Source organism: Arthrobacter sp. Z5-13, assembly GCF_056499105.1.
Genome location: NZ_CP096460.1, coordinates 1716959 through 1738023 on the forward strand (window position 1 = coordinate 1716959; position 21065 = coordinate 1738023).

Below are 21065 nucleotides of genomic sequence, written 5' to 3' on the forward strand. Positions count from 1 at the left end.
GATGACACTTTCTGGGGAGTAACTGTCACAATTCATTTCGCTGTTGAGGTCTCAAATAGGTTATTCATTCCTGGTCTCAAAGACGGTTACTCCGCAAAGTCTGGTCGGTTCGAATCCGATTTGGTATGGAGGGACCGAAAATGAAACGAACTATTGCCACCCTTGGGGTCCTGGGCCTCGGATTGATGGGCGCCACCGTTGCCGCGAACGCTGCTCCGCCGGACAACACGAATGATGACAAAAAGATCAGTATCTGCCACGCCACCAGCTCACCGGATAACCCATATCTGTTTCAGACCATCAGCCTGAGCGCATTGACCGCGCACGCCGGTGATACGGGGGATATCGTGCCCGCGAACTCCGGCACAGTCATGCCGAATGGCCTGAATCTGACGCCAGAGAACATCATCCTCCTGGCCAACCAGTGCGTTGCGCCAATTGTTCAGCCAACGGTGGAGCCAACCATTGAACCAACGGTGGAGCCAACCATTGAACCAACGGTGGAGCCAACTATTGAACCAACGGTGGAGCCAACCGTTGAACCAACGGTGGAGCCAACCGTTGAACCTACAGTGGAGCCAACCGTTGAACCTACAGTGGAGCCAACCGTTGAACCTACAGTGGAGCCAACCGTTGAACCGACAGTGGAGCCAACCGTTGAACCGACCGTGGAGCCAACCGTTGAACCGACCGTGGAGCCAACTGTTGTTCCGACGACGACAGTAACGACGACTCCTGCCGGAGTGGGCACGGGCGCGGGCACGGGCAAGACCGTAGTCAAGGACACGGTGAACAAGAGGGGATACAACGTCCAGACAGCTGCTGGTAGCAGCACTGTTGCGGGGATCCCCACCTGGCTCACCGGACTCACTGGCCTCCTAACCACCGTGGCAGCACTTGTGCTTTGGAGGAGCGGAGCCAGGGCCAGGGGCACTCACAGCTAGGCACAAACTCAGGCAGACAGTGAGGGCGGGTGCCACGGAAAAGTATCCGTGGCACCCGCCCTTCCACATCCCGATCACAGGAGTAAGCCGTGGCAAGTCAGCGCAGGGTTCGGCGCAGTAGGAGAGCCGTTAAACGCAGCCTGCTTCTGCGGGGCAGGGATGTGCTTATTCTTGCCATCTGTGCAGGTGGTCTCCTGACCGCCTGGCTTGCCCACGGAATGGCCGGAGCCTATGGCACGGGCAACCAAGCCGGCAATGGAATCAGCAGCTTTCCTACTCCAAGCATCAGCGCATCTGTCAGCATTCCCGCAACACCGCCTTCTGCCTCCGTGAAAGAACCGGAACCCTCTGCATCGGCCCGGGTACCTGAAGTACCGGATACGCCCTCGCAGGCCGGACTTGCCGTTGTGCCGATGCCTGACCAGGGATCCGGGTCGCTTCCTGCCGCCTCTGCCCCCTCACGGGTCACGTATCCCAAAGCAGGGATGGACGTGGTGGTTCACGCCCTGGAACCGCATGCTGACAGTCAGAGCATCGATCCGCCTGTAACCATGGACGGGTACTGGCTGACGCCCTTCGGCTTGCCCGGCGCGGGATCCACGGACACGACCTACATCATCGGTCACAGTTGGCTGGATCGGGATGCCCCGTTCAACCACTTGAGCTGGGCCGCAAATGAAGGTGACGAACTGACAGTTACTACGGCAAACGGCGTCGTGGCTTACCGGGTTGAGTCGGTCACCACCTATTCCAAGTCCACACTGAAAGACAGCCCGATCTGGGATGCAGTACCCAACCGCCTTGTCCTGGTCAGTTGCTACTCAGAAGATCCTTGGGGAAGGAATGTTGTAGTGGTGGCCTCGCCGGCCCCGGAAAACTAGCGCCGTTCGCATATTGAGACAACTTGACCATTATGTGGATGGTTTGGCTACCCTGAAAACATGAGCGCATCCACCATTGATCTTGCTGTCATTCCAGGCGACGGCATCGGCCCGGAGGTCATTGCCGAAGCCCTGAAGGTTCTGGAGAAGGTGGCGGCAGCCGAAGGCGTCGCCATTGAGCAGACCCACTACAAATTGGGTGCGCAGCACTGGTTGGAGAGCGGTGAAACTCTTCCCGACGAGGTCCTGGAGGACCTGCGAACAAGGGATGCCATCCTGTTCGGTGCCGTCGGAGCTGCACCAGGGGACACACGGATCCCGTCCGGCCTCATTGAACGCGAGATGTTGCTCAAGCTGCGGTTCAGCCTTGACCACTTCGTCAACCTGCGGCCGTCCAGGCTCTATGGGGGCGTGGGAAGTCCGCTCGCCACCCCTGGCACCATCGATTTCGTCGTGGTCCGTGAAGGTACGGAGGGCCCCTACGTTGGAAACGGTGGCACGCTCCGCGGTGGAACTCCCCACGAGGTGGCCACTGAGGTTTCGCTGAACACAGCCCATGGAGTGGAACGGGTGGTCCGCGATGCCTTCCGCCGGGCCAGTGAGCGTCCGCGCAAGAAGGTCACCCTGGTCCACAAGCACAACGTCCTGGTGTACGCCGGTCACTTGTGGAAACGAACCGTCGAGGCTGTCGCCCAGGAATTCCCCGAGGTCAGTCACGACTACCTGCACGTGGATGCCGCCACGATTTTCATGGTCACAGACCCCGCCCGCTTTGATGTCATAGTCACGGACAACCTCTTCGGAGATATCCTCACCGACCTCGCGGCGGCCGTAACAGGCGGCATTGGTCTTGCAGCTTCGGGCAACCTGAATATGGACCGGACAGCACCTTCGATGTTCGAACCCGTCCACGGCTCCGCACCCGATATCGCGGGCCAGCAGAAGGCGGACCCGACGGCGGCCATCCTGTCTGCAGCGCTCCTGCTGGACCACCTCGGCTACTCCGAGGCGGCACGGAAGGTCGAAGCTGCGGTAATTGCCGACGTCGAAAGCCGGAACGGCGAAGCCCGGAGCACTTCCGCAATCGGCGACTCGATCGCTGCCGCCCTGTAGGTCCGGCCCCTCCGGCCAGCAGGCGTAAGCTAGTTTCGAATCACCAAACTGCTGCCGTGGTCCGAGGCTGAACCACGTTTACCATCAGGCAGCCAACCGTGGAGGAACCATGACTCAGACTGCCCATGGCGTCGAATTCACCCAGCAACTTTCGGCAACCCCGAAGTCAGCTGAAGAGCGTGCGGCCATCCTGGCGAACCCAGGATTCGGCAACTTCTTTACCGACCACACCGCCGTCGTCGACTACAGCGTTGACGCCGAAGGGAAGGGCGGCTGGCACAGCCCCCGCGTGGAGTCTTACGGGCCAATCACCCTGGACCCCTCCGCCGCCGTCTTCCACTACGGCCAGGAAATCTTCGAGGGCCTTAAGGCCTACCGTCATGGCGATGGCTCCATCTGGACCTTCCGTCCGGAGGCGAATGCAGCACGCCTGAACAAGTCAGCGCGTCGGCTTGCCCTCCCGGAGCTTCCGGAAGAGTATTTCCTGGGGGCCATCCGTGAGCTCGTCGCCGCGGATAAGGAATGGGTACCTTCCGGCGACGGCGAGGCCCTCTACCTTCGCCCCTTCATGATCGCCACCGAAGCTTTCCTCGGTGTGCGGGCGGCCCGCGAAGTGTCGTTCAGAGTCATTGCCTCCCCGGCAGGAAACTACTTTGGCGGCGAACTCAAGCCCGTCTCCATCTGGATCTCCCGCGACTATGCCCGCGCCGGTCGTGGCGGCACCGGTGATGCCAAATGCGGCGGTAACTACGCGGCGTCCCTGATCGCCCAGCAGGAAGCCGAAGCCCACGGCTGCAAGCAGGTGCTGTTCCTTGACCAGTTCAATGACAATGCCGTTGAGGAACTGGGCGGCATGAACGTCTTCTTCGTCCTGAAGGATGGTTCCCTGGCCACACCGGCGCTTACCGGCACAATCCTCGAGGGCATCACCCGGATGTCCGTTATCCAGGTGGCCAAGGATATGGGCCGCGAGGTCAGCGAACGCAAGATCACCCTCGACGAATGGCGTGAGGGAGTGGCCTCCGGCGAGATCACCGAAGTCTTTGCCTGCGGAACAGCGGCCGTCATCACGCCCATCGGCCTGCTCAAGGACGCTACTGAGTTCATCGGGTCTGAAGACGCGACGGCGGGGGAGACCACCATGGCGATCCGTGAGAAGCTGCTGGGCATCCAGACCGGAACGGTCGAGGACACGCACGGCTGGCTTACGCGGCTGGCCTAGCGGCGGCTCTCACCGCTTCCTTACTAAGGAACACACATACGACGGCGGTTGGCCGGCGCTGCAGCAACAGGAACGCAGTGCGGGCCCGCCGCCGTCGTTCCTTAATCCCCGGGAGACGAGAGGCCGGATTCGCGCGTCAGCGCCTGGCGGCGTTCCGTGCCGCGTTCTTCAGTGCCTTGCGCGACACAGGCTTCAGAGCCTTCCGCACAGCCTCGTCCGCCAGGGCTTGGTTGCGACGGGCATCGATGATGTCGTTCCAGAAAGTGGTCGCGAAAACGCCGCCGTCCTGCGCGTAAAGGTCATAGGGATAGCCGGCAAGATAGGACGGCGGGGCGCTGCCGGTGGGCAGATCCTTCCCGGTTGCCTTCGCGACGGCATCGGCCACTGCCCAGGTCCGGGTCAGGTGATGCGTGAGGTTTTCCTGGACGAAAGCGTTGACGTCGCTGGAAACCGCGGCGAGTTTCAGGAGTGTGGCAAGGTCGTCCGCCAGGAACTTGGCGGCCCATTCTTCCCTGGATCCTGAGCCCGACCGCAGGTCTTCAGCGGCTCCGTCCACGGCCTCGCTCCAATCGGCGGTCTCACGGAACTTCTTCCATGTGGGAAACCAGACAATGCTGCCCGTTGCGTGGTTGTGGATGTGCAGGAGCCCGCTGTTCTTCTCCGTAGCGGCATGGTCGTGGCCGGCAGCATCGGCTTCGGCGAGGAGTTCTGCAAGCGTGGTGGTGCTCATGATGGCTGGTTCCGGCTTCCTGGGAGAGATGGTGTGGTCTTCACTGGAGATCAACCCGGACCGCCCGGTGTTCTATTCCGGCGCAGAAGACAGTGGCTGCGGCGGGGTCGATGCAAAGATGGGATGGTGACTTCAGCTTCCGGCCCCATCGTGCACCGCAGCTCAGCCCTGACGGAGTTCATCCTGGCCCCCAACCCGGGGCCGATGAGCTTGGAGGGCACCAACTCTTATGTAGTGCGGGAGCCGGGATGCCCGGCCGCTATTGTGGTTGACCCTGGGCCGCTGCACGAAGGGCATCTCCAGGCGCTCGCCGTGGCCGGCAGCGTGGAACTCATCCTGATCACCCACCGGCACCCTGATCACACTGCAGGGGCCGCCCGGCTCCACCAGATAACCGGCGCTCCTGTTCGTGCGGCGGATCCGGTCCATTGCCACGGGGGAGCTGTCCTGACTGATCACGAGAGTATCCGGGCCTGCGGGGTGGAACTGAGGGTACTCGCGACTCCGGGCCACACCTCAGACTCGCTGAGTTTTCATCTGCCGGCCGACGGCCCGCACGGCTCTGTCCTGACCGGCGACACCGTATTGGGCAGGGGAACCACTGTCCTGGATTTTCCGGATGGATCCCTGGCCGACTATCTGGCCTCCCTCGACCGCCTGGAGCAGCTGGGGCAGGCAACAGTGCTTCCAGCCCACGGCCCTGTGCTGCCGGAGCTGGACACGCTGGTCCGGGCCTACCGGGCCCACCGGCAGGAACGTCTTGAGCAGATTCGGAGGGCGCTGAACGTCCTGGGGCACGGGGCAGGGGTTCACGAGGTAACGGACCTGGTCTATTCCGACGTCGGCCCTGACGTCCGCAAAGCTGCTGAGAATTCCGTCGCTGCACAGCTGGCATACCTGCGCCGATGATCTGCCGGGAGAGGACGTCCCCCCGGAGACGGTAGGCTGGAAACCATGCGTATCGCCCGGTTTGTTGTTGATTCTGATCCCGTCTACGGCGTTGTTGAAGGCCAACCTGGGAGCGAGGAGATTACCGTCATTAACGGCGACCCCTTCTTCCATGGTGTAGAGCGCACCGGAGTCAGGCACAAGCTGGAGGATGTCCGCCTCCTCGCCCCCATCATTCCGCGCAGCAAGGTCATCGGAGTGGGACGCAATTTTGTGGAACATGCCCGCGAGCTCGGCAACGAGGTCCCTGCCCACCCTCTGCTGTTCTTGAAGCCCAACACGTCTGTCATCGGACCCAATGACCCCATAGTGCTGCCCGAGTTCTCCGACGAAGTGTCTTTCGAGGCGGAACTCTGCGTCGTAATCGGGCGGATCTGCAAGGACGTCCCCGAGGAACGGGTGGACGATGTCATCTTCGGATACACCTGCGGGAATGACCTGACCGCACGGGATGTCCAGAAAACGGATCTGCAATGGGCCAGGGCCAAAGGTTTTGACACCTCAGCTCCTTTGGGTCCCTGGATCGAAACCGAACTGGACACCGAGGACCTTTCCATTCAGGGCCGGCTCAATGGTGAACTGCGTCAAGACGGCAGCACCAGCCAGATGATCCGCGGCGTCCGTGAGCTGGTTTCCATCGTGTCCCAGGCCTTTACTCTCCTGCCTGGTGACGTCATCATGACCGGCACTCCTGCCGGCGTCGGCCTCGTCAAGGCGGGCGACCGCTACGAAGTCGAGATCGAGGGCATCGGCCGCCTCTCCAACCCGGTAGTCCGCCGCTGAGTAATGCGGCGTGACCGCCGTCAGGGGACGCTGCCCGGGTCGCGGGCGACGTCCCTGACAGGCGGTAAAGTTGGACGCACTATGACTACTCCTTCCGTGCCCAACGACGCCCTCGACGCTGCTGCCGCCCCCACTGACTCCGAATCGAACGTGCGGGTCCGCTTCTGCCCTTCACCCACCGGTACACCGCACGTCGGCCTTATCCGTACGGCTCTGTTCAATTGGGCCTACGCCAAACACACCAAGGGCACGTTCGTCTTCAGAATCGAGGACACGGACGCAGCACGCGATTCCGAGGAGAGCTACCAGCAGTTGCTTGAGGCGCTGAAGTGGCTGGGCATCACGTGGGAAGAAGGCGTCGAGGTGGGCGGCCCGCACGAGCCCTACCGCCAGTCGCAGCGGCTTGACCTTTACAAAGACGTCGTCTCCCGCCTCATTGAGGGTGGCCACGCCTACGAGTGCTACTCCTCCCCGGAGGAAGTTGAGGCACGCCACCGTGCCGCCGGCCGCGACCCCAAGCTGGGCTATGACAACTTTGACCGTGAGCTCACTCAGGAGCAGATTGCTGCGTTCAAGGCCGAGGGCCGCGAGCCTGTGCTGCGCATGCGTATGCCGGATGAGGACGTAACGTTTACGGATCTGGTCCGAGGCGAGATCACCTTTAAGGCAGGGAGCATCCCCGACTATGTGATCGTCCGGGCAGACGGCTCACCGTTGTACACACTGGTTAACCCTGTGGACGATGCCCTGATGGGGATCACGCACGTGCTGCGCGGGGAGGACCTGCTGTCCTCGACACCCCGCCAGGTGGTCATGATCAACGCACTGATAAAGCTCGGCGTTGCCCAGTACCTTCCCGAGTTCGGCCACCTGCCCTACGTCATGGGCGAGGGCAACAAGAAGCTCTCCAAGCGCGATCCGCAGTCCAATCTCTTCCTGCTCCGTGACCGCGGCTTCATCCCCGAGGGTCTCCTGAACTATCTTTCCCTTCTGGGCTGGAGCCTGTCCGCCGATGAAGACATTTTCACTGTGGACCAGCTCATCGAACACTTTGATGTGCACGACGTGCTCGCGAACCCGGCCCGGTTCGATATCAAAAAGGCCGAGGCCATTAACGGCACCCATGTACGCATGCTGGAAGCCGAGGACTTCCGGAACCGCCTGGTTCCCTACCTGCGCACCGCGGGCCTTGTGGGCGAGTCGCTTACTGAACGTGAAGACGACATCCTCAGTGAGGCGGCCCCGCTGATCCAGGAGCGGATCGCCCTGCTGGGTGAAGCGCCTGAAATGCTGGCCTTCCTCTTCAAGAACGACGACGCCATCGACGTCGCTGACGATGCCCGGAAGGGACTGCCGCAGAACCTCACCGAGGTTCTGGACGCCGCCATTGCCGCGCTCGACCCGGTCACGGACTGGAGCGCTGAAAATATCCAGACTGCTTTAAAGGAGGCCTTGGTTGAGGGCATGGGAATCAAACCCCGGCTCGCTTTCGGTCCCGTGCGCACCGCGGTATCCGGTAGGCGCATTTCGCCGCCGCTGTTCGAATCCATGGTCATCCTGGGCAAGGAGTCTTCACTGAAGCGCCTTCAGGCGTTCCGCGGCTGATGACCCAGCCTGTGGGAGGAGCCCTGGAAACAGAATTCGGAGCAGTGCAGGGGATCCTGTTCGATATCGACGACACCTTGGTGGATCTTGAATTTTCCATGACCACCGCACTGCGCGATGTAAGTGAGCACCTCCTGCCCGGTCTCGATCAGGCCGGGTGGGAGAAGTTCGGCAGGATCTTCACCCATGAGACCACTCATTATTTCGACCGGTACCTGGCCGGCGAACTGACGTTCAACGAGCAAAGACTCCTGCGGGGACGCGCAGCCTTAGGACATTTCGGCGTGGATCTGGGGGAGGGGGAGGAGGCGCACAACTGGCTCACCTCTTATGCCCGGCTCCAGCCCGGCTACGTCCGCCCCTTTGACGACGTCGAGCCCCTGCTCGATGCCCTCGATGCCGCCGGAATTCCATACGGCGCCGTGAGCAACAACGTCCACGACTATCAGCGCGCAAAGCTGGACAGCGCCGGGCTGCAACGCATCCGGCTGCTCGTCGGCACCGACACCGTCGGGGTCCCGAAACCTGATCCTGCGATCTACCTTGAGGGCGTCCGGCAACTGGGAATCCCGGCCGCCGAAACCCTCTTCGTGGGCGACAACCCTTTGCTTGACGCCGAAGGCGCCACTGCCGCCGGCCTCCTCGGAGTGTGGCTGAACCGAACAGGCCAGCCAGCAAGAGATTTCACTGGCAGGGAAGTAAGCACCCTCGCCGAACTGCTGCCTTAATCCGCTTCCCCTTGCTGGCGGTTAGCGTGCGCGGTTCCGTCGATTTGTGCGAGCCAAGACTCTCGGGTAAAGTAATTACTCGTGCTGAGGCGCTGGGAGCGCGGGTTTTGACCCGTAGATCCAGCCCGAAAGTTCCATTGGGATATGGTGTAATTGGCAACACTACGGTTTCTGGTACCGTCATTCTAGGTTCGAGTCCTGGTATCCCAGCTCTGAAATATCGCCGTAAACAGCGGAATTTTAGAACTTTCAAACCGGTTATGCCGATTTGAAACGCGCGCGGAAAGTGTGAAACAATCTTTCGGTGCGCGAGGCAGAAATGCCTGGGAAGTACACGGCCCCATCGTATAGCGGCCTAGTACGCTGCCCTCTCACGGCGGTAACGCGGGTTCGAATCCCGCTGGGGTCACCAATAAAGGGGCCGGAAACTTACGGGTTTCCGGCCCCTTGTTTTTGTATCCTGCTCCAAGTCAGCGCTTATGGCATAGCTCGCACGTCTCTCGCACAAAAGCGCTAATATCTCCTTTCACCAGGCTCATCGGAAATCGTTTCCAAGGCTGGCATGATGTTGGTGTGACCTCCAACGAAATCACCGGTCCGGGCGGGAACTCCACCCCGGCCCAGCGGACGGCCTCGGCGATTGAACTTCTGGAAAGCGTCCAGGAGGACCTTTCGGCCGTGACGCTGCCCCTCGCCCTCGCTGGCGCGGATCAGGCCAAGCTGGACGTCCGGAATTCCCTGGCCCAACTTGAGGATTATATTCTGCCGCGCTACCGAAGCCTGGATGCGCCCCTGCTTGCCGTAGTGGGCGGCTCCACCGGTGCCGGGAAATCAACGTTGGTCAACGCTCTGGTGGGACACCCTGTTACGCGTGCCGGAGCTATTCGTCCTACAACGCGCCAGCCCATTCTGCTCCACCACCCCGATGATGCCGAGTGGTTTGAAGGCCAACGCGTCCTGCCGAAACTCAGCCGCATCCGGGGCGCGGTCCTCTGGACCCCCCTCCCCAGAAGCGAGGCCGGCCAGGCATATGCAATCCCGGAGCCGGGGCCGGTTTCGTCCCTCGTTCTGGTCGCCGATTCATCGGTGCCGGCGGGCATCGCGGTACTTGACGCTCCCGACGTCGACTCCATCTCCGACGCGAACCGCCAGCTGGCCGGTCAACTGCTGGCGGCCGCGGATCTCTGGATCTTTGTCACTACGGCCAACCGCTATGCAGATGCCGTGCCATGGAAGCTCCTCCTGGATGCAGCCTCACGGGACATTCTGGTGGCTGTTGTCCTGGACCGGGTGCCGGCCTCGGCTGAAACGGAAGTCAGCACCGACCTACGTTCCATGCTCCAGCGCGAAGGATTGGGGGAGGCCAGGCTCTTCATTGTCCCGGAAGTGGAATTGGACGGTCTCGGGATGCTGCCGCAATCGCCCGTAGAACCCATCAGGCATTGGCTGCGGAACCTGGCCGAAGACGCAGCGGGGCGGGCGGGCATTGCACGGCGGACTCTCAACGGGACCGTCAAAGGGCTTGCGCTGCGCGTTGCCGGTGCAGGCAAGGCAGTGGAGGATCAACAGCGGGCGGCAGAGGTTCTGGCGGACGACGTACGAGGCGCCTACACCGACGCCGTTGCCAGGATCCTTGAGGCCACGCGGGATGGGGCTTTACTCCGGGGCGAGGTGCTTGCCCGCTGGCAGGATTTTGTTGGCACCGGGGAGTTCTTCCGGACGCTTGAACAGAACATCGGCCGTGCCCGGGACAGAATCGGTGCCTACTTTCGCGGTGAGCCGGCTCCGGCAGTCAAGGTGGAAACCGCAATCGAATCTGGTCTTCAAGCCGTAATCATGGACGAGGCGGCTAATGCTGCCGAAGATTCAGACCGGCGCTGGCGCTCTGACCCGGCCGGCCGTCAACTGCTGGGAAGCGATGACCTGAGTGGCACGAGCGCTGGTTTTGGGGACAAGGTGGCCGCCGAGATCAGGGACTGGCAGGGCGCGCTGATGGAACTGATCCGGACCGAGGGCCAGGGAAGGCGCACCCAGGCCCGGTGGCTTTCCATTGGTGTGAATGGACTTGGGGCGGCTCTCATGATTGTTGTGTTTTCCATGACTGCCGGCCTGACGGGCTTGGAGATTGGTGTTGCCGGCGGTACCGCCGTCGTCGGGCAAAAGCTTCTGGAAGCAGTATTCGGTGAGGACGCCGTGAGGCGCCTCGCCCGGACGGCGCGGGAGGATCTGCATGTGCGCTGCGAGAATCTGCTGCGGGCCGAGCAGCAGAGGTTCCTGGTGAGGCTTGAGAGTGACGGCGGCGTTTCTCCCCAGACACTGCTTGCCCATGCGAAAGCACTCGAGACGCTCGCAGCCGCCGCATGAGCCGTCATGGTGCGGCCCGCGAAGCGTCAGACCTTCACCGCAGGCTGGAGGCCCTGAATAACGCCCGCGAACTGGCGGAGGGGGTCCTATCCGACGAGACGCTGGATGCCGTCCTGGACGTGCTGGAACGGGCCAGTTCGCGACGCTCGCTCTCGTCGGACCACACCGTTGTGGGATTCTTCGGAGCAACCGGCAGCGGAAAGTCTTCCCTCTTCAATGCGGTTGGGGGAGCGGAAATTGCGACGGCGGCAGCCCGGCGGCCAACTACCTCTGAACCTTTAGCAAGCGTTTGGGGCGTCACTGGAAGTGAGCCGATCCTCGACTGGCTGGAGGTCAAGCAGCGTCACCACGCGACGGCGGTGCCAGGGTTTGCCGATGAATCTACTGGCCTGATCCTGCTCGACCTTCCGGACTTTGATTCCACCAGGGCTGCCAACCGCGAAATCGTGCAACGAATGGTTGGTCTGGTGGACGTCCTGGTCTGGGTTCTGGATCCACAAAAATATGCGGACGCAGCCGTACACAACGATTTTCTGACCCCCCTGGCCTCCCACGCCGACGTGACACTGGTGGTCCTCAACCAGATCGACAGGCTGCCAAAAGCTGAGGTTGATCCTGTGCTGGAGTCGCTGCGGGGCATTCTTGCCCGTGACGGGCTGGGGCCGGTTCGGGTAATGGGCACGTCCGCGGTGACGGAGGAAGGAATTGACGACGTCAGGGCTGCGATCCGCAGGGTAGTGGTGCAGCGCCAGGCATCGTCCCAACGCCTGGCTGCGGACGTAGCGCGTGAGTCTTCCCGGCTCGCTACTGAGTCCGGAGACGGTGAAGCGGCCGGGGTGACCTCAGGAGCCAGGGCACGCCTGGCCGACGAACTCGCTTCCGCCGCAAACGTTCCGCTGGTGGTAGAAGCTGTCGCCAAGTCTTACACGATCGAATCCACCCGACGGACGGGTTGGCCGGTGACCCGCTGGCTGGTGCGCTTCCGTCCGGACCCGCTGCGCAGGCTCAATCTGCGCCGGAACGAACCTTCGGCCGTCAACAGGACGTCGCTGCCCCCGGCGGGAGCCCCGGAACGTGCAAGGACGGATGCCGCCGTCCGCGAGTTTGCCGACGCCGCGAGCGAAGGCGCCCCTGGGCCCTGGCGCGCTGTAATCCGAAGCGCCGCCCGTGATGGCAGGGATCAATTGCCCGACGCCCTGGATCAGGCCATTGCCGGAACCGAGCTGTCCGCCGGAAAAAAATCGTGGTGGTGGCCTGTCTTCAATTTGGTCCAGTGGCTGGCGCTGCTGACAGTCCTTGGCGGCTTGGGCTGGCTGGGTGGCCTCGCCGTTCTGGGCTATTTGCAGTTGCCGGTTCCGGAGGTTCCCAGGGTGGAAGGTTGGCCGCTACCAACCCTGATGGTGCTCGGCGGAGCGGTGCTGGGGATATTCCTTGCTATTACCGGCAGGGTCATAGCTGTTGTTGCGGCCAAGGTGCGGGCTGCTGCGGCAAGGAGGAGGCTGAAGAGTGCCGTAACTGCAGTAGCCGAGCGGAAGGTGGTGGAGCCGGTGGAAGCTCAGATCAGCCGGCTGCGCTCCTTCAGTGCCGCGCTCAAGGCCGCCCGGGCCAAGTGACGCCCGGTCTCCTCACTCCTGCGAAAGAGCGTTTGCGGCGTCCCGCACCTTAATCAGGGTGCGAAGGTTGCGCGTAGTGGTGGTCGATTTGTAGCGTGGCTTGGCCGAAACCTTACTGAACGGGCTCTCAAGGGTTCCCCCGGCGGGAGCCAACCAGGCCACCGCCTCCGGACCCAGCCGTTGGAGGACGTTTCCTTCAAGCCCGGAGCCCTCAAGGGCGGAGGCGGCTTTGACCAGGTCGTCCAGCATGCCGGGATCCGAGGACAGTGTGACGTAGCTGTGCGTGCTTTTATCATCTGCCGGATAGGGACATGCTTCCACGAGGTCCGCCACCCGCTTGTCCGTCAGAACCACCACCCAGGCGTCGTAGCCAAAGGACTCGCGCAGACAGGCCTCAAATTCCTTCTTCACCGCAGCCGGGTCCAGGTCACTGGTCAGCACAACGTTTCCGCTGGCCAGGAGCGTCTTTACGTTGTTGAACGGACACTTTTTGAGGGCCATTTGGAGATCGGCCATCTTGATATTGATTCCACCCACGTTCACGCCTCGGAGAAACACTGCGTAGCTGGTCATGGTGCCAGCCTAGTGCCGGCGCCGGCGGTACCTCAGCCGAACCGCAGCAGTACCTGGATACAGCAGGCAGCCGGTTTGCCGTCAGTCGTTGGTCTTGCGGAGTGCTTCAGTCAGGAGGCGGGCAGCGTTGCACACCACTTCGGCGTGGAGCCTTCCTGGCTGACGCGTCAATCGCTCAATCGGGCCGGAAATGGAAACTGCCGCAATCACGCGTCCGGACGGCCCACGGACGGGGGCCGAAACTGACGCCACCCCAGGCTCGCGTTCACCCAGGCTCTGACCCCATCCGCGCCGTCGTACTCCTGCAAGGACAGTGGGAGTGAAGCGGGCCGACTGCAGACCCTCCAGGAGGCGGTCATGGTCCTCCCATGCCAGGAGGACCTGGGCAGCAGATCCGGCTTTCATGGACAGCTGTGTGCCCACGGGGATCGTGTCGCGGAGTCCAATGGGGCGTTCCGCTGAGGCGACGCAAACGCGCCAGTCGCCCTGGCGGCGGAAGATCTGGGCGCTTTCGCCGGTGGCATCGCGCAACTGCATGAGGACGGGTCCGGCGGAGGCGATCAGTCGGTCCTCGCCTGCCGCGGAAGCGAGCTCAACGAGCCGGCTGCCGAGGACAAATCTTCCCTGGATGTCCCGGCTCACAAGCCTGTGGTGGACAAGGGCCAAAGCGAGCCGATGCACCGTTGGTCGCGCCAGCCCGGTAGCCGCCACGAGCTGCGCCAGTGTGGTGGGTCCGGCCTCCAGTGCGTCAAGCACATGGGCCGCTTTATCGATGACACCGACTCCGCTAGAATTGTCCATGTACTGATATTGACGTCTCATTATCTGAGATGCAAATCTTTGGACTGGCTTATTACAGAGGTCTGCTGATTCAGTGGATATTAACAGCCAACAGCAGTGAAGGGAGATGGCCATGGCAAAGACATTGGCCGAGAAAGTCTGGGACGCGCACGTGGTGCGCAAAGGCGACGGCGATGGCGCCAACGCTCAGCCGGACCTTCTTTACATTGACCTTCACCTGGTCCACGAAGTGACGTCACCGCAGGCCTTCGAAGGCCTCCGCCTGGCTGGCCGCAAGTTGCGCCGCCCCGACCTCACTATCGCCACCGAAGACCACAACACGCCGACGCTGGACATCGACAAGCCCATTGCCGACCTCACCAGCCGGACCCAAATCCAGACCCTGCGCAATAACTGCCAGGAGTTCGGCGTCAGGCTGCATTCCCTCGGTGATGCCGAACAGGGGATCGTCCATGTCGTGGGCCCCCAGCTCGGCCTGACCCAGCCCGGGATGACTGTTGTCTGCGGTGACTCCCATACCTCCACCCATGGGGCGTTCGGCGCACTTGCGATGGGTATCGGCACGTCCGAGGTTGAGCACGTTATGGCCACCCAGACCCTTTCCCTGAAGCCTTTCAAGACCATGGCCATCAACGTCGAAGGCACCTTGAAGCCCGGCGTTTCCGCCAAGGACATTATCCTGGCCGTCATCGCGAAAATCGGTACGGGCGGCGGCCAGGGCTATGTCCTGGAATACCGCGGCTCCGCCATCCGTGCACTCTCGATGGAAGCGCGGATGACCATCTGCAACATGTCCATCGAAGCGGGTGCCCGCGCCGGCCTGGTGGCCCCGGATGAGACCACGTACGCCTACATGAAGGGCCGCCCGCACGCGCCGCAGGGCGCAGAGTGGGACGCCGCCGTCGAGTACTGGAACACCCTGCTGACTGAAGAAGACGCGACATTCGATGCTGAGGTGGATCTCGACGCCGATACGCTTGAGCCGTTTGTCACCTGGGGCACCAATCCGGGCCAGGGCGTGTCCCTGTCCTCCAAGGTTCCCTCTCCCGAGGACTTCGGTGACGAGAATGCCAAAGCCGCGGCCGAGCGTGCCCTGCAGTACATGGGCCTGACAGCCGGTACCCCCATGAAGGAAATCCGTGTGGACACTGTGTTCCTGGGTTCCTGCACCAATTCACGTATGGAAGACCTCCGGGCAGCTGCTGACATCGTCCGCGGCCGCCAGAAGGACCCCAATATCCGCATGCTGGTGGTGCCGGGATCCGCGCGCGTGCGGCTTGAAGCCGAGGCTGAGGGTCTGGACAAGGTCTTCAAGGACTTCGGTGCCGAGTGGCGCTTCGCCGGATGCTCCATGTGCCTGGGAATGAACCCGGACCAGCTGGAGGTGGGTGAGCGCTGCGCTTCGACCTCCAACCGTAACTTCGAGGGCCGGCAGGGCAAGGGTGGCAGGACGCACCTCGTTTCGCCTGTTGTGGCCGCCGCTACCGCTGTCCGCGGAACGCTCAGTTCCCCGTCGGATCTGGACCCCGCTCCGGACACCGCAGCCATCCGCACCGACGCCGCCTAGGAGTATCCATGGAAAAGTTCACCACCCACACCGGAATTGGCGTCCCGCTGCGACAGAGCAATGTGGACACCGACCAGATCATCCCTGCGGTTTATCTCAAACGCATCACCAGGACCGGTTTCGAGGACGCCTTGTTCTCAGCCTGGCGCAAAGATCCGTCCTTCATCCTGAACCAGGCTCCGTTCAATGCCGGGTCCGTACTGGTTGCCGGCCCCGACTTCGGTACGGGTTCCTCCCGTGAGCACGCAGTCTGGGCACTGAAGGATTACGGCTTTAAGACAGTTCTCTCCTCACGCTTCGCTGACATCTTCCGCGGCAACTCCGGTAAGCAGGGACTGCTCGCGGCCGAATTGGCCCAGGATGACATCGAACTCATCTGGAAAGTCCTCGAGAACGCCCCGGGCACCGAGGTGACTGTGGACCTTGTTTCCAAGACGGTCATCTGCGGTAACGTCGTGGCCCCGTTCGAAATCGATGATTACACGCGCTGGCGTCTCCTGGAGGGCCTCGATGACATCGGGCTGACCCTCAAATACGAGGAAGACATCACCGCCTATGAGGCCACCCGGCCCGCGTTCAAACCCAAGACCCTGCCTGCACGGCTGTCCTGAACGTCCCCTCGGAGCAGAGTTCTCCAGCAGGCTTCAGACCGCAGTCGCTTGCCCGCTCATCACACCGTATTTAAGCGGGCCACAGATGCCACGGTACTGCCTCCGCCGGCCGCTCGGCTGCGCCTGTATTTCGGTTCGGTACAGCGAACTCATATGCTTAGCGGGAGCCTTTGGAAGTATTGGGGGGCGAGTAATCGTGAGGAAACCGGTATATGAGTAGTGTTCTGACAATCCGCGGAGGCGTCCCGCTTACAGGCCGCGTCACCGTCCGTGGGGCCAAGAACCTCGTCCCCAAGGCGATGGTTGCGGCCTTGCTGGGCAATGAGCCGTCCCTGCTGCGGAACGTTCCTGAAATTAAGGACGTGGAGGTTGTTACCAGCCTCCTGCAGCTGCATGGCGTCACCGTGGACAAGGATCCCATCACTGGCGATCTCACACTTGACCCCAAAGATGCCAAGACGGCATCCAGCACTGCCATCGATGCACACGCGGGTGACTCGCGCATCCCCATCCTTCTTTGCGGACCCCTGATCCACGCGATTGGCGAAGCTTTCATTCCCGACCTCGGCGGCTGCAAGATCGGCGATCGGCCTATCGACTACCACCTCGATGTGCTGCGGCAGTTCGGCGCTGTAGTGGAGAAGCGGCCCGGTGGCATCCACATCTCCGCACCCCGGGGCCTGCAGGGAGCAAAGATTTCCCTTCCCTACCCCTCGGTAGGCGCCACAGAGCAGGTCCTGTTGAGCGCCACTCGCGCGGACGGCATCACCGAGCTTTCGGGTGCGGCGACGGAACCGGAGATTGTGGACCTCATCGCTGTGCTCCAAAAAATGGGCGCCATCATCAGCGTGCAGACGGACCGGACTATCCGCATCGAAGGTGTCCGTGACCTGGGCGGATACAACCACCGCGCTCTTTCGGACCGCAACGAATCGGCGTCGTGGGCCTCTGCCGCGCTTGTGACACGAGGCGATATCTTCGTCGAGGGTGCAACTCAGCGCGACATGATGACGTTCCTGAACACCTACCGCAAGGTGGGCGGGGGAATGGACATCGGCGAGGACGGCATCCGCTTCTATCACCACGGCGGAAAGCTCAGTCCGCTTGTGCTCGAGACCGATGTGCATCCCGGGTTCATGACCGACTGGCAGCAGCCCCTGGTTGTGGCCCTCACCCAGGCTGAGGGCGTTTCCATCGTCCACGAGACTGTGTACGAGAACCGCTTCGGTTTCACGGATGCCCTGCTCCGCATGGGGGCCAACATCCAAGTGCACCGCGAGTGCCTGGGCAGCGTTCCGTGCCGGTTCGGGCAACGCAACTTCCTGCACTCTGCCGTTATTTCCGGTTCCACCCAGCTCAAGGGAACTGACATCGACGTGCCCGACCTTCGCGGCGGGTTCAGCCACCTCATCGCGGCGCTGGCGGCCACCGGGACATCGCGCGTCACCGGCATCGACATCATCAACCGAGGCTACGAACGGTTCACCGAGAAGCTTGCGGGCCTGGGCGCCGATTTCGACATCACTGCAGTTAAGTAGCGGGGGCTCCCTTTGAAGGAAACGGCCAAGAGCCACGTCACATTCATGATCATCGCGGGCATCGTACGCAGCCTGCTGAACGTCATGATGGACAGGAAATGGGAGGGCACGGAGAAGCTTCCCGCGGGCGGCTTCATCGCTGCCCCCAACCACTGCACGGAAATTGATCCCCTTGTCGTGGGGCATATGCTCTACAACCAGAAGCGGGCGCCGCACTTCCTCGCCAAGGCGAGCCTTTTCAAGGTTCCCGTACTGGGCTGGATCCTGCGTGCAACCAAACAGATCCCGGTGGAACGCTCGACGGCGGGAGCGAACCGTTCACTGCAGCTCGCCCAGGAGATCGTGGCCGAAGGCGGAGCCATTGTCATCTACCCCGAAGGCACCCTTACCCGGGACCCCGGACTCTGGCCCATGAAAGGCCACACCGGGGCGGCCCGCTTGGCTCTTGAGGGCGGGATCCCCGTTGTTCCCATAGCCCATTGGGGAGCCCACGAGGTTTTTCCCCGCTATGCCAAAAGCTTCCACCTTTTTCCGCGGAAGCGTTCACGGCTGGTGGTGGGGCCACCAGTGGACCTCAGCGCCTTTGAGGGCCGCCCCTTGGACAAGGCAACGTTGACCGCGGCCACCGCAGCGATCATGAAGGACATCACAGCGTTGCTGGCTGGGATACGCGGTGAGGACCCGCCAGCCGAGCGCTGGGATCCTGCTGCCCATAACCAGTCAAAGCATGGCCGGAAGATTCAAAAGGGCTCCCCGGAAATCATCGCCGACGGCAGCGACGCTCCCGGGAGCAACCCGACCGACCCTTCCCGGGGTGTGGAATGACCGAGCAGGACACCAAACCCGGTTCGGCGCTCTCGGTGGCCGTTCTGGGTGCAGGCTCCTGGGGAACCACCTTCGCGAAGATCCTCGCTGACGCCGCAACGGCCTCCGGCATCGACCGGAGCATCCGAATCTGGGGGCGCCGCTCTGAAGTGGTCGAGCAGATCAACGCAAGCCACCGCAACCCGCAATACCTTAAGGATGTTGAATTACCGCCGAGCATTACCGCGTCCATGAATGTGGATGAGGTTCTGGCGGGCGCTGACCTGGTGGTGCTGGCTGTGCCGGCCCAGACCCTGAGACCACAGCTGCGTAGCTGGAAACACCTTGTGGGCGCAGATGCCATGGTGGTCTCCCTGATGAAGGGCCTGGAGCTGAGTACCGACGCCCGCATGAGTGAGGTCATCTGTGAGGAATTGGGCATTCCAGCAGATCGCATCGCGGTGGTTTCAGGTCCCAACCTCGCGATGGAGATCGCTAGGGAAGAGCCCACCGCTTCTGTTGTGGCTTGTTCCAACGCTGCCGCTGCGGGATGGATCGCACGCACTTGCACTGCGCCGTATTTCCGTCCCTACACCACGGGGGACGTCGTCGGCGTCGAAATTGGTGGCATCGTGAAGAACGTGATCGCGCTGGCCGTAGGCATCTGCGAAGGCAAGCAGATGGGGGACAACACCAAAGCCTCAGTCATCACCAGGGGGCTGGCCGAGACTTCCCGCCTGGCGCTTGCCCTGGGCGGCAACGCCAAGACGATGGCCGGACTGGCGGGTCTGGGTGACCTTGTGGCAACGTGTTCCTCGCCGTTGTCCAGGAACCATACTGCCGGCCGGCTGCTGGGAGAGGGTCTTACCCTGGTCCAGGTAGCTGAGAAGATGACGCAGACGGCCGAAGGGATCAAATCCGGCCAGGCTGTTCATGAACTGGCAGGAAAACTGGGTGTTGATATGCCCATTACGGCGGCCGTGGTAGCCGTCCTTGCCGGAAAGATGTCCGTTGACGAACTGGGACCGCGGCTGCTCGCCCGGGAACTGAAACCCGAAGGCGATTACTGACTGTGTCGGATGAGAATGTAGAAACCGCGGGCAAGCCCCGCCCCCGGGTTGTTGTGCTCTTCGGTGGCCGCTCCAGCGAGCATGCCGTCAGCTGCGTCACTGCCGCCGGGGTGCTGGCTGCCATCGACAAGGATAAGTACGACGTCATTCCCATCGGCATTGCCAAGACCGGCCAATGGGTCCTGGCATCCGGAGATACCAGGCAATGGTCGCTGTCCTCGTCATTGTTGCCGGAGGTCGAGGCGTCGTCCAACACGGTAACGCTGGCGGAGATCGGCGGCGAGCACCAGCTGATTGTCGCCTCACCGAACCAGATCCCACAGGAACTCGGAACGGTCGACGTCGTGTTCCCCCTCCTGCACGGGCCGTTCGGCGAGGACGGGACCATCCAGGGGCTGTTGGAACTTTCTGATACCCGCTACGTGGGCGCCGGGGTGCTGGCCTCTGCCGTCGGTATGGACAAGCACTTCATGAAGGTTGTCTTTGAGGCGGCCGGGCTTCACGTGGGACCTTACGTGGCCGTGACAGACCGCCAGTGGCTTACTGATCCTGAATCAGTGCGTAAACGCGTCGACCTGCTTGGATTCCCCGTTTTTGTGAAGCCGGCCCGGGCGGGATCGTCCATGGGGATCTCAAAAGTGGACTCCCTTGAAGGCCTGGATGCCGCCATTGAGGAGGCACGCCTGCACGATCTCAAGCTCGTCATTGAAGCGGGAATCGTCGGACGGGAGATCGAGTGTGCCGTGCTTGAGGGGCGGGGGACGCAACCCCCGCGTACTTCAATGCCAGGCGAGATCTCGGTTGCAGGGGGCGGCCACGAATTCTATGACTTCGAAGCCAAGTACGTTGAGGATGATGCTGCACAGCTGAGCTGCCCCGCTGACATTCCCGAAGAAGCCATAGCCCGGGTCCGTGAACTCGCTGCCGCAGCTTTTGACGCCGTTGGTGCCGAGGGCCTGAGCCGTGTGGACTTCTTCTACACGCCCGACGGCCAGATCATTATCAATGAGATCAACACAATGCCCGGATTCACCCCCAAAAGCATGTACCCGCAAATGTGGGCCGCTTCAGGGCTAAGCTATCCGGCCCTCATTGACGAACTGATCTACCTGGCCCTCAACCGGAAAACAGGGCTCCGCTAGTCCCCACCGGCACCCTAACCTCGCTCCG

Annotated in this window: 20 protein-coding genes and 2 tRNA genes; 19 read left to right on the forward strand and 3 right to left on the reverse strand. The window is 62.2% G+C overall.

The features are described 5' to 3' along the window. Window positions 1-140 precede the first annotated feature (140 nt). The 4 genes from M1E02_RS08100 (at window position 141) to M1E02_RS08115 (ending at window position 4160) form a co-directional block, all read left to right on the forward strand. Window positions 141-944, forward strand: coding sequence for a hypothetical protein (locus M1E02_RS08100; RefSeq protein ID WP_479377559.1), 804 nt, complete (start codon window positions 141-143; stop codon window positions 942-944). A 161-nt stretch (window positions 945-1105) separates the two neighbouring features. After that, complete coding sequence (locus tag M1E02_RS08105; protein WP_479377560.1) at window positions 1106-1825, forward strand: class F sortase; 720 nt, start codon at window positions 1106-1108, stop codon at window positions 1823-1825. A 60-nt stretch (window positions 1826-1885) separates the two neighbouring features. Next, window positions 1886-2938: a 3-isopropylmalate dehydrogenase gene (locus M1E02_RS08110; RefSeq protein WP_479377561.1), complete on the forward strand. Its 1053-nt coding sequence runs from the start codon at window positions 1886-1888 to the stop codon at window positions 2936-2938. A 109-nt stretch (window positions 2939-3047) separates the two neighbouring features. Then, window positions 3048-4160, forward strand: coding sequence for a branched-chain amino acid aminotransferase (locus tag M1E02_RS08115; protein ID WP_479377562.1), 1113 nt, complete (start codon window positions 3048-3050; stop codon window positions 4158-4160). Between the two features lie 136 nt (window positions 4161-4296). Here the strand turns inward: M1E02_RS08115 and M1E02_RS08120 are convergent, their stop codons facing one another. Further along, window positions 4297-4890 carry a hypothetical protein gene (locus M1E02_RS08120; protein ID WP_479377563.1) on the reverse strand — a complete coding sequence of 198 codons (594 nt, stop codon included), beginning with the start codon at window positions 4888-4890 and terminating at the stop codon, window positions 4297-4299. On the opposite strand from M1E02_RS08120, the gene M1E02_RS08125 reads away from it, so the two are divergent. From M1E02_RS08125 to M1E02_RS08165, 9 genes are all read left to right on the forward strand, one after another. Continuing rightward, window positions 4889-5020 (forward strand): hypothetical protein, encoded by a 132-nt coding sequence (locus M1E02_RS08125; protein WP_479377564.1) that lies wholly within the window; start codon window positions 4889-4891, stop codon window positions 5018-5020. The genes M1E02_RS08120 and M1E02_RS08125 overlap by 2 nt on opposite strands. Continuing rightward, window positions 5014-5799, forward strand: coding sequence for an MBL fold metallo-hydrolase (locus M1E02_RS08130; RefSeq protein ID WP_479377565.1), 786 nt, complete (start codon window positions 5014-5016; stop codon window positions 5797-5799). Before M1E02_RS08125 ends, M1E02_RS08130 begins: the two co-directional genes overlap by 7 nt. Before the next feature lie 45 nt (window positions 5800-5844). Next, a complete protein-coding gene (locus M1E02_RS08135) occupies window positions 5845-6621 on the forward strand; it encodes a fumarylacetoacetate hydrolase family protein (protein ID WP_479377566.1) in 777 nt (258 codons plus the stop codon). 81 nt (window positions 6622-6702) lie between these two features. Then, entirely contained in the window at window positions 6703-8226 is a 1524-nt protein-coding gene (gltX, locus tag M1E02_RS08140; protein ID WP_479377567.1) for a glutamate--tRNA ligase, read from the forward strand. Further along, entirely contained in the window at window positions 8226-8954 is a 729-nt protein-coding gene (locus M1E02_RS08145; RefSeq protein WP_479377568.1) for an HAD family hydrolase, read from the forward strand. Before gltX ends, M1E02_RS08145 begins: the two co-directional genes overlap by 1 nt. Window positions 8955-9092: 138 nt before the next feature. Beyond that, window positions 9093-9164: transfer RNA gene (locus M1E02_RS08150), tRNA-Gln, on the forward strand. 126 nt (window positions 9165-9290) lie between these two features. Continuing rightward, window positions 9291-9366, forward strand: a tRNA-Glu gene (locus M1E02_RS08155). Between the two features lie 161 nt (window positions 9367-9527). Next, a complete protein-coding gene (locus M1E02_RS08160; RefSeq protein ID WP_479377569.1) occupies window positions 9528-11318 on the forward strand; it encodes a dynamin family protein in 1791 nt (596 codons plus the stop codon). Continuing rightward, window positions 11315-12931 carry a GTPase gene (locus M1E02_RS08165; protein ID WP_479377570.1) on the forward strand — a complete coding sequence of 539 codons (1617 nt, stop codon included), beginning with the start codon at window positions 11315-11317 and terminating at the stop codon, window positions 12929-12931. Before M1E02_RS08160 ends, M1E02_RS08165 begins: the two co-directional genes overlap by 4 nt. Window positions 12932-12943: 12 nt before the next feature. Here M1E02_RS08165 and M1E02_RS08170 read toward each other — a convergent pair whose 3' ends face one another. After that, complete coding sequence (locus tag M1E02_RS08170; RefSeq protein ID WP_479377571.1) at window positions 12944-13504, reverse strand: DUF1697 domain-containing protein; 561 nt, start codon at window positions 13502-13504, stop codon at window positions 12944-12946. An 81-nt stretch (window positions 13505-13585) separates the two neighbouring features. Beyond that, the gene (locus M1E02_RS08175) at window positions 13586-14305 is read right to left on the reverse strand and encodes an IclR family transcriptional regulator (RefSeq protein WP_479377572.1); all 720 of its coding nucleotides are present in this window, start codon (window positions 14303-14305) and stop codon (window positions 13586-13588) included. 112 nt (window positions 14306-14417) lie between these two features. Between M1E02_RS08175 and leuC the strand changes: the two genes are divergently transcribed. The 6 genes from leuC to M1E02_RS08205 all read left to right on the forward strand — a co-directional run bounded on the left by leuC (window position 14418) and on the right by M1E02_RS08205 (window position 21037). Further along, window positions 14418-15872, forward strand: coding sequence for a 3-isopropylmalate dehydratase large subunit (leuC, locus tag M1E02_RS08180; protein ID WP_479377573.1), 1455 nt, complete (start codon window positions 14418-14420; stop codon window positions 15870-15872). 8 nt (window positions 15873-15880) lie between these two features. Then, the gene (gene leuD / locus M1E02_RS08185; RefSeq protein ID WP_479377574.1) at window positions 15881-16483 is read left to right on the forward strand and encodes a 3-isopropylmalate dehydratase small subunit; all 603 of its coding nucleotides are present in this window, start codon (window positions 15881-15883) and stop codon (window positions 16481-16483) included. A 212-nt stretch (window positions 16484-16695) separates the two neighbouring features. Next, the gene (gene murA, locus M1E02_RS08190; RefSeq protein WP_479377575.1) at window positions 16696-18021 is read left to right on the forward strand and encodes a UDP-N-acetylglucosamine 1-carboxyvinyltransferase; all 1326 of its coding nucleotides are present in this window, start codon (window positions 16696-16698) and stop codon (window positions 18019-18021) included. Window positions 18022-18033: 12 nt separating this feature from the next. Next, the gene (locus M1E02_RS08195) at window positions 18034-18846 is read left to right on the forward strand and encodes a lysophospholipid acyltransferase family protein (protein WP_479377576.1); all 813 of its coding nucleotides are present in this window, start codon (window positions 18034-18036) and stop codon (window positions 18844-18846) included. After that, window positions 18843-19895, forward strand: a complete 1053-nt coding sequence (locus M1E02_RS08200; protein ID WP_479377577.1) for an NAD(P)H-dependent glycerol-3-phosphate dehydrogenase — start codon at window positions 18843-18845, stop codon at window positions 19893-19895. The genes M1E02_RS08195 and M1E02_RS08200 overlap by 4 nt, the downstream gene beginning before the upstream one ends. Further along, a complete protein-coding gene (locus M1E02_RS08205; RefSeq protein ID WP_479378100.1) occupies window positions 19892-21037 on the forward strand; it encodes a D-alanine--D-alanine ligase family protein in 1146 nt (381 codons plus the stop codon). The genes M1E02_RS08200 and M1E02_RS08205 overlap by 4 nt, the downstream gene beginning before the upstream one ends. The last annotated feature ends 28 nt before the right edge of the window (window positions 21038-21065 follow it).